The following is a 14821-nucleotide window of genomic DNA, read 5'->3' as shown; positions in this document are numbered from 1 at the left end:
CCCTGCCCCTGCGCGGCCGTACCGCGCTCGTCACCGGCGTCAGCAGACGGGCCGGCATCGGGCACGCGGTGGCCCGGCGGCTGGCCGCGTACGGGGCGAGCGTCCACCTGCACCACCATGTGCCGCACGACGCCGCGATGCCCTGGGGCGCCGACAGCGTCGAGGCCGTCACCGGCTCCGTGCGCGAGGCGCTCGCCGACCCGGCGGCCCGGGTCACCTCCGGACCCGGCGACCTCTCCGACCCGGCCGCACCGGCCCGGCTGGTCNGGCGCTCGCCGACCCGGCGGCCCGGGTCACCTCCGGACCCGGCGACCTCTCCGACCCGGCCGCACCGGCCCGGCTGGTCGACGCCGTCGTGGCGGAGTTCGGCCGGCTCGACATCCTCGTCGCCAACCACGCCCTGAGCGGCTCCGACGGCACCCTGGACGAGATCGACGCGGCGATGCTGGACGCCCACTGGGCGGTCGACACCCGCTCGGTCCTGCTGCTCGTCCAGGCGTACGCCCGTGCGCGCGCCCGGCTCCCGCAGGGGACCCCGGGCGGGCGCGTGGTGATGATGACCTCAGGACAGGACATCGCGGGCGGGATGCCCGACGAGATCGCCTACGCCCTGCAGAAGGGCGCCCTGGCCTCCGTCACCCGCTCCCTGGCGACGGCCCTCGCCGGGCAGGGGATCACGGTGAACACCGTCAACCCCGGCCCGGTCGACACGGGGTACGCCACCGGGGCCGACCACGCGGCCGTGGCCGCCCGGTTCCCCGCCGGACGCTGGGGGCAGCCCGACGACCCGGCCCGGCTCATCGCGTGGCTGGCCACGGACGAGGCGGGCTGGGTCACCGGCGAGGTCGTCAACTCCGAGGGCGGGTTCCGGCGGGGGTGACCCGGCGGGATCAGAGCCGGGACAGCTCGTCCACCAGGTCGTCCAGGCCCAGCGAACCCTGCGACAGGGCCGCCATGTGCCACGCCTTCAGGTCGAAGGCGTCGCCGTGCCGCTCACGGGCGTTCGCACGGCCCAGCAGCCAGGCCCGCTCACCGAGCTTGTAGCCGATCGCCTGGCCGGGAATGGTCAGGTACCGGGTCAGCTCGCTCTCCACGAAGTCCGCCGGCCGGCTGCTGTGCGCGCCGAAGAACTCCTGCGCCAGCTCCGGCGTCCAGCGCTCCCCGGGGTGGAACGGCGAGTCCGCCGGGATCTCCAGCTCCAGGTGCATGCCGATGTCCACGATGACCCGGGCCGCCCGCATCATCTGCGCGTCCAGGTAGCCGAGGCGCACCTCGGCGTCGGTCAGGTAGCCCAGCTCGTCCATCAGGCGCTCCGCGTACAGCGCCCACCCCTCGGCGTTGGCACTGACCCCGCCGACGCCGGCCTGGTAGCGGGAGAGGTCCTCGGCCACGTGCGCCCACTGCGCGAGCTGGAGATGGTGGCCGGGCACACCCTCGTGGTACCAGGTCGACACCAGGTCGTACACCGGGAACCGGGTCAGGCCCATGGTCGGCAGCCAGGTCCGGCCGGGCCGGGAGAAGTCCTCCGAGGGAGGCGTGTAGTACGGGGCGGCGGCACCACCGGGCGGGGCGATGCGCGACTCCACCCGCCGCACCCGCTCGGCGAGTTCGAAGTGCGTGCCGTCCAGGTCCGCGATGGCCCGGTCCATCAGCCCCTGCAGCCACTCCCGCACCTCTTCGACACCCTCGATGTGCCGGCCGTGCTCGTCCAGGTGCGCGAGCGCCACCCACGGCGTCTCGGCGCCGGGCAGGATCTTCTCCGCCTCCTGCCGCATCTCGCCGAGGATCCGGTGGAACTCCGACCAGCCGTACGCGTACGCCTCGTCCAGGTCCAGGTCGGTGCCGTTGAAGTAGCGGGACCAGCGCGCGTACCGCTCGCGGCCCACCGTGTTCGGGGCGTCCTCGACCGCCGGCGCGTAGACGTCCCGCATCCAGTCGCGCAGCTCCGCGACGGCCGCGGTCGCCGTGCGCGCCGCGTCGTCCAGCTCGGCGCGGAGCGCGTCCGGACCGGCGGCGGCGAAGTCCTCGTACCAGCCACGGCCCTGGCCGTCGGTGTCCGACCACTCGGTGAGCTGCTCGACGAAGGTCGCCGTCGGCCGGGGCGCCGCGTACAGCTTGCGCTCCAGGCCCAGCTCGAGGGACTCCCGGTAGCCCGCGAGCGCGGCCGGCACCGCGCGCAGCCGCGCGGCGATCGCGCTCCAGTCCTCCTCGGTCTGCGCCGGCATCACGGTGAAGACGTCCCGCACCGAGTGGCCGGGCGTGTGCATGTTGCCGACCGCACGCAGGTGCTCGTCGGCGTCGTGCACGGCGAGTTCGGCGGTCAGCCGCTCGCGCAGCAGCCGGGCGCAGCGGCGCTCGACGTCGCTGTCCGCGCCGGGCTGCCGCTCCGCCTCGTCGAGCCGCGCGAGGGTGGCCCGCGCCAGCTCGGCCAGGGCCTCCTGGCCCCGCGGCGAGTAGTCGGGCAGCCTGCTCGAACTCTCCTTCACACCGAGGTAGGTACCGGTGACGGGGTCGACGGCGATGAGGTCGTCCACGTACGCGTCGGCGACCTGACGGGGCAGCGGGATCCGGATCTCAGACATGCCGCCCATCCTCGTACGGGGACGGCGGCCCCGTCACCCGCGTATCGCCGGATTCCGCTCAGGGCGTGGCCGGGGGCAGCAGCGGCCCGCAGTCCCACTGCTGGAAGATCAACCGGGTCTCCACCCGGGCCACTTCCCGGTGCGCCGTGAACTCGTCCAGCACCAGCCGCTGCAGATCGGTCATGTCCGCCACCGCCACGTGCACCAGGTAGTCGTCGGGGCCGGTCAGGTGGTACACGGTCCGCGACTCCGGCAGCGCGCGGATCCGGTCCACGAAGGGTCCCACCAGCTCCCGTCGATGCGGCCTGACCTGCACCGACAGCAGGGCTTCCAGACCGCGCCCCAGCTTCGCGGGATCCAGCCGCAGCTGGTGGCCGAGGATCACCCCGGAGCGGCGCAGCCGGGTCACCCGGTCCAGGCAGGTGGACGGCGCGACGCCCACCTGGGCGGCGAGATCGCGGTAGGTGGTCCGGGCGTCGTTCTGCAGAAGGCGCAGCAGATGGAGGTCCACCGGATCCAGTACGACAGATTCGGCCATTGGCCGAACGTAGCACGGTGTTCGATCCCCGTGAACCGTTCACTGTTCACTCTTCCGCCCATGGACACAGCGAGCACCGGTGCCTACGACGACGTACGCACCGCATCGAGAGCACTGGCCACCGAGGCCGTGCACGCCGGCCGCGACGATCTCGCCCGCCAGGGCCTGCACGCCCCGCCCATCGATCTGTCCACCACCTACCCCTCCTACGACAGCCGCGGGGAGGCCGCCCGCATCGACGCCTTCGCCACCGACGGTGCCGACCCGGACGGACCGCCGATCTACGGCCGCCTCGGCAACCCGACGGTCGCCCGCTTCGAGACCGCCCTGGCCCGGCTGGAGGGCACCGAGTCCGCCGTGGCCTTCGGCAGCGGCATGGCGGCGCTCAGCGCGGTCCTCCTCGCCCGTTCCGCCCTCGGCCTGCGCCACGTAGTGGCGGTACGGCCCCTGTACGGGTGCAGCGACCACCTGCTGACCGCCGGGCTCCTCGGCTCGGAGGTGACCTGGACCGACCCGGCCGGCATCGCCGACGCGCTGCGTCCCGACACCGGCCTGGTGATGGTCGAGTCCCCTGCCAACCCCACGCTCGCCGAGGTCGACCTGCGCGCCGTCGCCCACTCCTGCGGCCAGGTGCCGCTGCTGGCCGACAACACCTTCGCCACACCCGTCCTGCAGCGCCCCGCCGAACACGGCGCGCGTCTGGTGCTGCACAGCGCCACCAAGTACATCGGCGGCCACGGCGATGTACTGGCCGGAGTCGTCGCCTGCGACGAGGAGTTCGCCGGACAGCTTCGGAAGATACGTTTCGCCACGGGTGGTGTCCTGCACCCGCTGGCCGGCTACCTGCTGCTCAGGGGCCTGTCCACGCTGCCGGTACGGGTCCGGGCCGCCTCGGCGAGCGCCGCCGAACTCGCCGGCCGGCTCGCCGTCGACCGGCGCGTGACCCGCGTCCACTACCCGCGTCTGGGCGGCGCGATGGTCGCCTTCGAGGTGCACGGCGACCCGCACGAGGTGATCTCCCGGGTCGGGCTGATCACCCCGGCGGTGAGCCTGGGCAGCGTCGACACCCTCATCCAGCACCCGGCCTCCATCAGCCACCGCATCGTCGACGCCGACGACCGGCGCGGGGCCGGGGTGAGCGACAGACTGCTGCGGATGTCGGTGGGCCTGGAGGACGTCGACGACCTGTGGGCCGACCTCGATCACGCCCTGGGGGAGCGGACCCGCACGCCGGTACCGCTGCAAGAAGCCGTGCGCTGACGGGGTTGCGCACGAAGACGGCCCGGCGGGCACCCGCCGGGCCGTCCGCGGTCCGTCCGCCAGACCGTGGGCGTCGGCGGGCCGGGGCGGGGTCAGTCGCGGCGCCCCGCACCGCCGAGCCGCCGGCCGCTCGTGTCGTACGGCGGCAGCGCGGCCACCGACGTGGCGTCCAGGCGGGCGGTGATCACCAGGGTGCCCTCCTCGATCTGGTAGTCCAGGGGCAGCCCCAGACCGCGCATCGCGGCCACCATCCCGGTGTTGGACGCCTGCGTCACCGCGTACACGCTCTCGCAGCCGGCCTCCACCGCCATCGCCACCAGCCGGCCCAGCAGTTCGGCGCCGACCCCGCGCCGCTGCCAGGTGTCCTCGATCAGCAGGGCGACCTCCGTCTCGTCGCCGTCCCACAGCAGGTGACCGAGGCCGACGACGCGCCCCGAGGGGGTCTGAGCGGCCAGCGTCCGTCCGAAGCGAGGGCTGAGCAGGTGGTTCAGGTAGCGGTCCGCGTCGCCCACGGGTCCGTGGTACCGCATGTCGAGGGTGCGCTTCGAGCACCGCTCGTGCATCGCCCTGGCCGCCGCCAGGTCGCCGGTGTCCACCCGGCGCACCGTGATGTCGTTCCCCTCCGGCAGCGTCAGCACGTCCTGGGCGCTCGGGATGCGCGGTCCGAGCCGGCTGTCCAGCTCCACCAGGGCCCTGGCCCGCGCGAACTCGGTCGGCGTGAACGGCAGATACGGCCGCTCGACGGTGATCACGCCGCCCTCCGGCGCCCGCAGCCGCATGACGGTGTCCTCCAGGGCACCTTCCACCGGCACGGGCTCCGGTCCGCGGCCGCCGCCGGCCGGCTTCGCGGGCAGCGAGCGGATCGTGCACCGGCCCAGCAACTGCCGCAGGGTCAAAGGCAGTTCCGCCGGGTCCAGTGCGGTACGCGTGGCAAGACCGAGCACCCGGGTCGGCGCGTCCACCAGATCGTGGGCGTCGGCCCGCTCGATCCACGTGGACACGCCCCCGGCCAGCGAGACCGCCCGGGTGATCTCGTCCGCCGCCAGCGCCCGCGGCGCGCGCAGCAGGAACTCGTCGACCGTGCCGTCGGCCAGCGGGTGCGTCTGCAGGCTCAGGATGTCGACCCGCCGCCCGGCAAGCGCCGCGCAGAGCGCGGCCAGCGAGCCCGGCTCGTCCTTCACCGTCGTCCGCATCCGCCACAGCGTGCTCGCCGCGTCCCCGCCTCGCTCCGAAGGGTCCGCTTCCGGCGAGTGCCCGGCCGGCCGCCCCTCGGCGGCCGGCCGGGCGCCGGTATCACCGGAGGGCGGCGGTGCGTGCCCGTGGCGGCGGGCCCACCAGGTGTGGAAGCCCGCCGTCGCGGCCAGCGCCAGGGCCGAGATCACCAGCAGCGCCGGACCGTCGGGCCCGTGCCCGATCAGGTTCGCCACCGCGTCCGCCACCGCGACCGCGGTGAACAGCGCGGCGAGTTCGACGAGATCCCGCCGCCAGTGGTGCACGGGCCGTCCGTGCCGGGCCCGGTTCGCCTGAGACATGTCTGGAGTCATGCAGCCACTGTGAAGGAACGGTGTTGCGTGATCACGAACGTATTGTGACCGATGGGTAAAGCATGCTTCCGCCCTTTTGTTGGCATTTCCTCGGTCGAGGTGTGCAGTCGTCGCCGGTACGACGGCTGTCGCCGGGGTGAATCAGGCGGCCACCTCCTCTGCCAGCGCGTCCCGCAGCCGCCGCGCCTGGGCGACCAGGCGGGAGGAGCCGCGCCGGGCGGCGGCCGCCGCCAGCTGCGGCACCTCACCCTTCGCCCCGGACCGCTCGGCGCACTCCGCCGCCACCGCCAGCAGGTCCCCGAGGCCCCTGGCCGCCACCGCGGCAGCCTCAGGGCGGGCGCCCGCGAGACCGGCCAGGGGCACCGGCAGCACGTGCCGGAGCATCTCCCACATCGTCGCGTTCGCCCCGGCCGCCGCCGCCGTCCGCGCCGAGTCCGCCAGCCGCTGCGGCTTCACCGCGCCGCGCCCCACCAGCTCACCCAGATCCGAACCCAGCCGGGCCGCGTCCAGCTCCCCGCGGGCGGCGAGCACCAGCACGGCGTCCACGGCGGCGAGCCGGTCCTCCTGGTGCCGCGCACCGAGCCCGTACGCCACGCACAGGTGCACCGCCTCGCCCGCCTCGCCCCCGGACTCGGCCAGCAGCGGCAGGACGGCGGCGCCCCGGTCGTCGTCCACCGCCGTGCCCGACAGGTCGCCCAGCAGCCGCGCCGCGACCATCTCGCGCCGCTCCGGCAGCACGGCGAGCCAGTGCCGGCGTATCGCCCGGTCCCAGTGGGCGCAGTGCCGGCGGTCCGCGAACACCGACATCGGCCGGCCGAGCCGCTGGAACTCCTGCGGGAAACCGTCCTGCAGCTCGAGGAGTTCGGCCTGCTCCAGCAGGATCCGGACGCCCCTGGTGCGCCGTCCGGTCCGCGGGAGCGTGTTCACGGCGCCGAGCCAGCGCGCCAGCCGCGTCCCCTCCGGGGTGCCGAGCGCCCTGGCCCGCCGCGCCGCCCCCTCGGCGGCCGCACGGTCGTCCCGGCGCACCCGCAGCAGCGCCTGGGCGAAGTCGCTCGCGCCCACCCGGGCGTCCAGCCGCCGGTACTCGGCGAGACGGTCCACCAGTTCATCCGGCTCCAGCAGCCCCGTGCTCCAGGTGGGCGTGGCGAGGAGCAACGGCATCGGGTCCGTGCGCAGCCGGTAGGCCACCTCCCGCAACCGGGCGTCGAAGACCCGGGAGAGGCCGCTGTGCGCGCACTCGTGCTCGTTCGGCCCCCGCCGCATCGCCTCGCACAGGGTGGACGTGCTCACCGCGCCGTGCAAGGTCGCGAGAAGCAGCTCCAGGCCCTCCTGGGCGGTGAGCAGGCCGTAGCGGGTGTTGCCGAACAGGTCCTCCCGGCTGTACCAGTGCCGCTGCTCGGTCTGCGCCCACCAGCGGGTCGCGATCACCGGGGCGAGCGCCGCGCGCAGACCGTCCGGGTCCTGGTGGGTCTGCCGCACCAGACCGTCCAGCGCCCGCTCGAACGCGGCCACGTCCCCGTCGGAGGCCAGCAGCGCGCCCACCTCCTCGGCCACTTCCTCGGCCGTCCGGGGGGCGGGCGCCGACCGGACCGGCTCCGGGGCGGGCGGCAGCACCTCCTCGTACACCTCCTCGGCCGTGTCCGCGGCTACGCCCAGCACGGCGGCCGCCCGCGTGCGCAGCGCCGGGACGAGCTGGGGGAGCAGGCAGGCCAGCCGGTCGCGTGCCTCGGTGTCGTCCAGCCGCTTCGCGTGGCGCTCCACGAGCTTGAGCGCCCGCTCCTGCACCTCGGTGTCCTCGTGCCCGAACGCCTCGGCCACGACCGGCAGCAGCTCCGCCGTCGCCTCGGCGTCCCGGGACAGCACCTTGCCCAGCAGCACGAGCTGGGCCCGTACGAGCTTCTTCTCGGCGCGGAACAGCAGACCCTCGGAGGCCTCGGCCAGTTGGCGTGAGGCCAGCCCGCCGCCCAGCGCGAGACCGGCGAGCACCGCCTGGGCGTGGGAGGCGACGGGGGAGACCGCGTCACGGGCCAGCGCGGTCCAGTCGGGGATCCGCGCCCGCTGCTCCTCCCGGGTGAGCCCCAGCTCCGTCAGCAGCGGCAGGAAGACCCGGTGGTCGGTGGGGCCGCCGCCGCGCAGCAGCCGGGCGACACAGGCGTCGACCAGGTCCGCGCGGTCCAGCAGCCCCTCCCGGGCCAGGGCGGCCAGGGCGCACTGCCACGAGTCCGGCCCGTCACCGAACCACCAGCGGACGCCGCTGAGATCCGTGAGTGTGAACAGCCCGCCGACCAGCGGTGCCAGGTTCGGCTCGCGGCGCAGCCGGTCGACGAGGTCCCGGCACCGGCCGGCCCCGACGTGCCGGACCCAGCCGACCACATAGGGGTCGGTCACCGGAACCTCGCACCCCGACCGGGCCACCAGCCCGGCCATCAGGTCGTACGGTACGCCCGCGGACTCGGGCCGCCGGGCCAGCCGGTGTGCCACGTCGGCCAGCCAGCCGGTGTCCCGGCCCTCCAGCGCGCGCAGCAGCGCGTCGGTCGGCGCCTGGTTCCAGCGCAGGTCGCCCGCCGCGATCCAGGCGGCGGCCGCGGCCGCTCCGGTGTGGCAGGCCGCGCCGGCGAGGTGCAGCGCCGGAAGCACCTTCACCGACCGGTTCTCCCACGCCGGGACCTTCCGCAGCTCCTTGCGCAGCTCCTTCAACCCGGCCAGGCACGCCCGCCGTTCGGCGTCCGTCAGCCGCGCCGTCAGCCGCAGCGTCTGAGCCGTCCGCCCGGCCCGTACCGCCTCCATCAGCTCGTTCATCGCGCACCCCCACCGACGACCGCCGGCTCCGCGGCGGCGCCCCGCCGCACCATCCGTACCGCGAGCGCGTGCTTGCACGGTCCGCGTCCGCCCCGGTACTTCGCCCACCACAGGCAGCTGCACGTGAGCACCCCGGCCTCGTCCCGCACCCGGTGCGCGTGTCCGTCCTCGGCGGTCACCGTGGCGAGGTGACCGTCCAGGCCCACCGCGCCCGCCGCCACCAGCGCCCGCGCCGAGCGCAGCCGAGGATTGTGCTTCTCGACGCGCTCCGCGTCGTACGGCAGCTCCCGGTGGAAGTAGGCCGCCTCCGCCGTGTCGTAGCCCACGCGGCCCGAGGTGCCGAGGCGAACCAGGGCGGCCCGCACCCGCTCGGGCGTCAGACCCGACGACGCGGCGAGGTCGGCCACGTCGACGCGGGGCTCCCACGCCAGCAGCACGGCGATCAGCTCCGCGTCCTCAGCGCTCTCCTCGGTGGCGAGGGCGTCCAGGACACCGCCCTCGCCGGAGAAGCCGCGCGAGGCGTCCGGCGACAGGGTGAGCGTCAGCCGCATGCCGGGCAGGACCACCTCCCAGGCGGCGGCAGCGGCGGCCGCGGCGCCGACCGCCGGGCCGTACACCCGCAGGGCCGTCGCGTGCCGCAGCACGCGCTGCAGCGCCGCCAGCCGCTCGGGACCCGGCAGGCACACCGCGCCCGGCACCGGCCGCGTCGTCGGCCGCAGTCCGCGGCCCACCGGCACCACCCAGCGCGGCCCGGCGGCGGACCGCCGCGCCCCGCCCGCCCGCGGCAGCCCGCGCAGGAACCGCACCGCCTCGTCCGCGGGCAGCTCCGCCCGCAGGTCGAACCCGGCCGCTATGACCTGGGCCTCGGCGAAGCCGCGCAGCCACCGGTCGGGCAGCGGGACCTTCTTCTCCACCACCGGGCCGTCCAGCGTGGTGACCGCCAGCTCGTCCGGACCGACGCGCAGATGCAGCGGGTCGTCCGAGCCGATCCGGGACAGCGCCTCGCGCAGCGGGTTGTTGACGTCGACGTTCGTCGTGCCGTGCCCCACCTCGCCGCCGTCGAGACCCGGGGTGAGGACGTCAAGTCGGGCGTACACCCCGCCGCAGCCGGAGAAGGACTCGAAGCGCAGCCGGTCGCCGTTGCCCGTCACGACCGGGTCGAGCGAGGCGCGCAGCTGCGGCTGGTAGTAGCGCGCGGCCGCCACGTCGGCCACCGCCAGCAGCGCCGCGGCGGCGACCTGAGGCGAGGTCACGAAGCCCGAGAAGAACCGCGGATGGTCCTGGAAACCCGTGGGCGTCGCGCCCCGGGACGTCTCCAGCCCGAGGTGGCGCCCGTCCGCCGCGGACTCGAGTGCGGAGGGTCGGCGATAGGCCACGGCCTGCAGTGATCGCGTCATGGAAAAACCGTAGAGGCGACCACTGACAATCGGCCTGACCTGCGAAAACGCCCTTCAGGCTGGGGAGTTGGCGGCCGGGGCGCCCACGGCGGCCGGGGCCGCGCACCGGGGGATGACGCCGGTGCGCGGCACGGCTTCGAGCGTACGGGACCCGCCGCCCCTCCGGGGTGCTACTGCCCGACCAGGCCGGGTCGCAGCGTCCGCGTGAACAGCACCGAGCCGTCCTGCTCGCGCAGCCGTACCGTCAGCTCGCCGCTGCCGCCGTCGATGTCGACCTCGCCGAAGAACTGGTAACCGCCGGCGGGCGAGACGTTCGACGCGGTCGGCGCCTTGACGAACACCCGCTCGGGACCGAACGTGCCGTCCAGCGCGCTGGCCGGGAAGGCACCGGCGTTCAGCGGCCCGGAGACGAACTCCCAGAACGGCTCGAAGTCGGTGAACGCCGCCCGCGACGGCTGGTAGTGCTGGGCCGAGGTGTGGTGCACGTCCGCCGTCAGCCACACGGTGCCGGTGATCCGCCGGTGCTTGACGAACCTCAGCAGCTCGGCGATCTGCAGCTCACGGCCGAGCGGCGCCCCCGGGTCGCCCTGCGCCACCGCCTCGAAGTTCGGCCGGCCCTCCGTCGTGTCGGGCACGACGAGACCGATCGGCATGTCGGCGGCGATCACCTTCCACACCGCACGCGAGCGGGACAGCTCACGCTTGAGCCACTCCAGCTGCTCCCGGCCCATGATGCCCTGCGGGTCGACGGTCTGGTCGTCGGGGGAGTTGGCGTTGCGGTAGGTCCGCATGTCCAGCACGAACACGTCCAGCAGCGGGCCCTGGCGCAGCACGCGGTGGACACGGCCCTCCTTGGCGCCCCGGCGCAGCGTGGAGATCGGAAAGTACTCGCCGAACGCCCGCCGGGCGCGGGCCGCGAGCACGTCGACGCTCTTCTCGGTGTACCGGGTGTCCGTGGTGGCGATCACCTCGCCCGGGTACCAGTTGTTGCGGACCTCGTGGTCGTCCCACTGGATGACGGAGGGCACCTGGGCGTTGAACCGGCGCAGGTTCGCGTCCAGCAGGTTGTAGCGGAAGTTGCCCCGGAAGTCCGCGAGGGTCTCGGCGACCTTCGCCTTCTCCTCGGTGGTGACGTTCCGCCAGGTGCCGCCGTCCGGCAGGGCCTGGGTGGCGGCGATCGGGCCGTCCGCGTAGATGTTGTCGCCGCTGCACAGGAAGAAGTCCGGATCGAGCTTCGCCATCGCCTCGTAGATGCGGTAGCCGCCCCGGTCGGGGTTGATGCCCCAGCCCTGGCCGGCCAGGTCACCCGACCACAGGAACCGCACACCGTCCCGGCGCCGCCGGGAGACGGTGCGGAAGGTGCCGGTCACGGGCTCGCCGGTACGGCGCGGGTCGTCCGGGTCCGCGAGCAGGACGCGGTAGTGGATCTGCTCACCGGAGGGCAGGCCGTGCAGCCGGGTGGTGCCGGTGAAGTCCGTGCCTGCGCCCAGCAGCGGGCCCTGCCAGCGGCGCGGGGCGCGGAACGACTCGGTGGCCGACGTCTCCACGATCATCCGGGCCGGGCGGTCGGCGCGTACCCACACCAGGCCCGAATCGGCGGTCACGTCGCCCGTCTGCACGCCCCAGCCGGCCTCGGGGCGACCGGAGCGGGCGAACGCCGGCGCGGCGCCGAGGCCCACGGGCAGGGTCAGGGCCGCCGACGCGGCGAGGGAGCCGCGCAGCACGCTGCGGCGGCCGGGGAACGGACGGTCTGACATGGCTGCTCCTCCAGGGACATGATCCGGCCGGTGTGCACAGCCACACCTACTGGCGCGCCGAGGCGGGCACGCGAACCGCGGGTGAACTTCAGGCCCTACGGCCCGGACCGGCAGGTCGGCGCCGTCGCCATCAGCCCGATCCCCGCCCGGATCCGGGCGGGCGGCAGATGCGCGTACCCCAGTACCAGCCGCACACCGCGGGCACCGGTACGCGCGTGCGTGCAGGCGCTCAGCGGCCGTACGGCGACCCCGGCGGCACCGGCCCGTTCCAGGAAGCCGCCTTCCGGACCGTACCGTTCGGGAAGCTCCACCACGGCGTGCAGGCCCGCGGCGATCCCGGAGACCCGGGCCTCGGGGAAGTGCTCGGACAGCGCGGCCACCAGGGTGTCGCGCCGTTCCCGGTAGGCCCGCTGGCAGCAGCGCAACTGCCGGTCGTAGTCGCCGCGTTCCAGGAACCGCGCGAACACCGCCTGGTCGAGCGAGGGATGGCCGAGATCGGTGGTCCGCTTGCGCTCCACGACCTCCTCCGCCAGCGCCTCGGGCACCAGCAGCCAGCCGAGCCGCAGCCCGGGGGCGAGGGACTTGCTGACCGACCCCAGGTAGGCGACGTGGTCGGGATCAAGCCCCTGGAGCGCGCCCACGGGCGCCCGGTCGTAGCGGAAGTCCCCGTCGTAGTCGTCCTCCAGCACCAGGCCGTCCACCGACCGGGCCCATTCGAGCAGTCCGGTGCGCCGGGCCGCCGAGAAGGCGATGCCCGTCGGGTACTGGTGGGCGGGCGTCGTCGCCACGGCCCGGGCACCGGACGCGAACAGCGGCTCCAGCGCGAGGCCCTCCTCGTCCAGCGGCAGGGGAACGGCGCGCAGGCCGCTCGCGCCGTAGAGGGCTCCGTGCTGCGGGCTGCCCGGGTCCTCGACGCCGATCGTGCGCAGCCCGCGCGCGTGCAGGACGCCGCCGAGCAGGCTGGCCGCCTGGGCGACGCCGGAGGCCACGACGATCCGCTCCGGATCGGCGACCACGCCCCGGCGGCGGGTCAGCAGCTCGGCCAGCGCGGTGCGCAGCCCGGGCAGTCCGCGCGGATCCGGGTAGCCGAGGTCATGGTGCGGCAGCCCGGCCAGCACCGCGCGCTGCGCCGCGGCCCAGGCGGCCCGCGGGAACAGCGACAGGTCCGGTGTGCCCGGCACGAAGTCGATCCGGGCGCCCGGGGAGCGAGGAGCGCAGTCACGCGCGCGTGACGGGGCCGCCCGGACCGCGTCCCCCACCCAGGTGCCCGCCCCACGGCCGCTGCGCAGATATCCCTCGGCGACCAGCTGCTCGTACGCCTCCGTGACCAGGCCCCGTGACACGCCGAGGTCGGCGGCCAGGTCGCGGCTGGAGGGCAGGCGGGTGCCGGACACCAGCCGGCCCGCCCGGATCGCCTCCCGCAGGGCCGCCTGGAGGGCACGGCCGCGCGCGCGTGCCGGCGCCGAGACGGCCGGCAGCAGCAGCTCCCACGCGGCGGAACCCGCGAGCCCGGCCGGATTGGTCCCCGATGACGTCATGGAAGTGGACCTTAAACCGGGCCACCGCGCTGCCTAGCGTCACCGCCATGAAAGCCACCGCGACAGCCACGAGGCCGAAGGCCGCCCCCGTGAAGAACACCGTGCACAACGACCCGGTCCGCGGAGCGCTCCTCGCCGCGCTCGCCTGCGTGCTGGTCGGCGGGTCCTTCACCGCCAACAGCGTCCTGGCCGACTATCCGTACGCCGGGGGCCAGTTCCTCCGCTACGGCCTGGCCTTCGCGCTGCTCGCCCCGTTCGCCGGACGGGACGGGGCCCGGCGCGTGCGCGCGCTCGGCGCCGCCCGGTGGGTGCGCCTGGCGCTGCTGGCGGCCGTCGGCATGGTCGGGTTCAACCTGGCCGTCCTCGCCGCCGAACGGGGCGCCGAACCCGCGGTCCCCGGGGTGTTCGTCGGCTGCGCCCCGGTCGTGGTGGCGGTCCTCGGCCCACTGCTCGACGGGCGCCGCCCCCGGCCGGTGGTGCTCCACGGAGCCGCGCTCGTCGCCGTCGGCGCCTTCACCGTGCAGGGCTGGGGCCGTACGGACGCCGCCGGGATCGCCTTCTCGCTGTGCGCGCTCGGCGGTGAGGTGGGGTTCGCGGTGCTCGCCGTGCCGGTGCTGCGGCCGCTCGGACCGCTGACGCTGTCCGCGACGGTGTGCGCCGTGGCCGCCCTGGAGGCCGCGCTCGTCGGCGCGATCGCGGACGGTGGGGCGTGGCTGCGGCTTCCCGGCGCCGCGGAGGGCGCCGCGCTGCTGTGGCAGGCGGTGGTCGTCACCGTCGTCGGCTTCGTGTGCTGGTACCGGGGGATGCAGCGGCTCGGCGCGGAGCGCGCCACGCTCTTCTCCGGGCTCATCCCGGTGGCCGCCGCCTGCACCGCCCCGCTCGTCGGCACCGGCTCCTACGGTCCGGCGCAGGCCGTCGGCAGCGTCCTGGTCGGCACCGGGGTCGCCCTGGGCTCGGGCGCGCTGAACACCCTCGGCGCACACCGGCGTGCCCCGAACCGCCGCGCGAGCTCCCCGCGGCCCCCGGTACGCCAGGGGCAGGCGGCCGGTGCCGGGCGACCGGAACCCCGCGAGCCCGCCGGCAGTTCGGACAGCGAGGTCCCGCACCCCGCCCCGCCTCCACCGGCGGCCACCCACCCGTCAGCGGGCCCCTGAGCGTCAGCGTCCCGCATCCGTCGCCGGGCCCGCGTCCGCCGGCGGCTGCACGTCTGTCGGTGGACGGGCATCCGTTGGCGGCACCTGTCGGCGTCCCGCATCCACCAGTGGGCCCGCACACCGACCCGCGTCCGCCGGCGGCCACCCACCCGTCAGCGAGGCCCTGAGCGTCGGTGCCCCGCATCCGTCAGCGGGCTCACACCCCGCCCCGCCTCCACCGGCGGCCACCCACCCGTCAGCGGGCCCCTGAGC

The 14821-nt window shown here is 75.2% G+C and carries 9 protein-coding genes and 1 pseudogene; 3 read left to right on the top strand and 7 right to left on the bottom strand.

Annotation, left to right across the window (positions count from 1 at the left end):
• The first annotated feature begins 2 nt into the window (after nucleotides 1-2).
• Nucleotides 3-880: pseudogene (locus tag V7E45_RS31350) on the top strand (SDR family oxidoreductase).
• Between the two features lie 10 nt (nucleotides 881-890).
• Here the strand turns inward: V7E45_RS31350 and V7E45_RS31345 are convergent.
• Both V7E45_RS31345 and V7E45_RS31340 read right to left on the bottom strand, forming a co-directional pair.
• Nucleotides 891-2582, bottom strand: coding sequence for a DUF885 domain-containing protein (locus tag V7E45_RS31345; protein WP_333777609.1), 1692 nt, complete (start codon nucleotides 2580-2582; stop codon nucleotides 891-893).
• Nucleotides 2583-2640: 58 nt separating this feature from the next.
• Nucleotides 2641-3120: an Lrp/AsnC family transcriptional regulator gene (locus tag V7E45_RS31340; protein ID WP_333777608.1), complete on the bottom strand. Its 480-nt coding sequence runs from the start codon at nucleotides 3118-3120 to the stop codon at nucleotides 2641-2643.
• Nucleotides 3121-3180: 60 nt separating this feature from the next.
• Between V7E45_RS31340 and V7E45_RS31335 the strand changes: the two genes are divergently transcribed.
• On the top strand, nucleotides 3181-4380 hold the full coding sequence (locus V7E45_RS31335) for a trans-sulfuration enzyme family protein (protein ID WP_333777607.1): 1200 nt from the start codon (nucleotides 3181-3183) through the stop codon (nucleotides 4378-4380).
• Nucleotides 4381-4472: 92 nt separating this feature from the next.
• Here the strand turns inward: V7E45_RS31335 and V7E45_RS31330 are convergent, their stop codons facing one another.
• The 5 genes from V7E45_RS31330 to pdxR all read right to left on the bottom strand — a co-directional run bounded on the left by V7E45_RS31330 (nucleotide 4473) and on the right by pdxR (nucleotide 13415).
• Nucleotides 4473-5912: a GNAT family N-acetyltransferase gene (locus V7E45_RS31330; protein WP_333777606.1), complete on the bottom strand. Its 1440-nt coding sequence runs from the start codon at nucleotides 5910-5912 to the stop codon at nucleotides 4473-4475.
• Nucleotides 5913-6065: 153 nt separating this feature from the next.
• On the bottom strand, nucleotides 6066-8723 hold the full coding sequence (locus tag V7E45_RS31325) for a DUF7824 domain-containing protein (RefSeq protein WP_333777605.1): 2658 nt from the start codon (nucleotides 8721-8723) through the stop codon (nucleotides 6066-6068).
• The gene (locus V7E45_RS31320; RefSeq protein ID WP_333777604.1) at nucleotides 8720-10120 is read right to left on the bottom strand and encodes an SWIM zinc finger domain-containing protein; all 1401 of its coding nucleotides are present in this window, start codon (nucleotides 10118-10120) and stop codon (nucleotides 8720-8722) included. The genes V7E45_RS31325 and V7E45_RS31320 overlap by 4 nt, the downstream gene beginning before the upstream one ends.
• A gap of 170 nt (nucleotides 10121-10290) precedes the next feature.
• Nucleotides 10291-11877, bottom strand: a complete 1587-nt coding sequence (locus tag V7E45_RS31315; RefSeq protein WP_333777603.1) for an alkaline phosphatase D family protein — start codon at nucleotides 11875-11877, stop codon at nucleotides 10291-10293.
• Between the two features lie 95 nt (nucleotides 11878-11972).
• A complete protein-coding gene (pdxR, locus tag V7E45_RS31310; protein WP_333777602.1) occupies nucleotides 11973-13415 on the bottom strand; it encodes a MocR-like pyridoxine biosynthesis transcription factor PdxR in 1443 nt (480 codons plus the stop codon).
• A gap of 47 nt (nucleotides 13416-13462) precedes the next feature.
• On the opposite strand from pdxR, the gene V7E45_RS31305 reads away from it, so the two are divergent.
• Entirely contained in the window at nucleotides 13463-14569 is a 1107-nt protein-coding gene (locus V7E45_RS31305) for a DMT family transporter (RefSeq protein ID WP_333777601.1), read from the top strand.
• The last annotated feature ends 252 nt before the right edge of the window (nucleotides 14570-14821 follow it).

It is taken from the genome of Streptomyces sp. IBSBF 3136, from assembly GCF_036815105.1.
GTDB lineage: Bacteria > Actinomycetota > Actinomycetes > Streptomycetales > Streptomycetaceae > Streptomyces.
The sequence above is the reverse complement of the archived record's forward strand: the minus strand, read 5'-3'. Positions and strand labels throughout refer to the sequence as shown.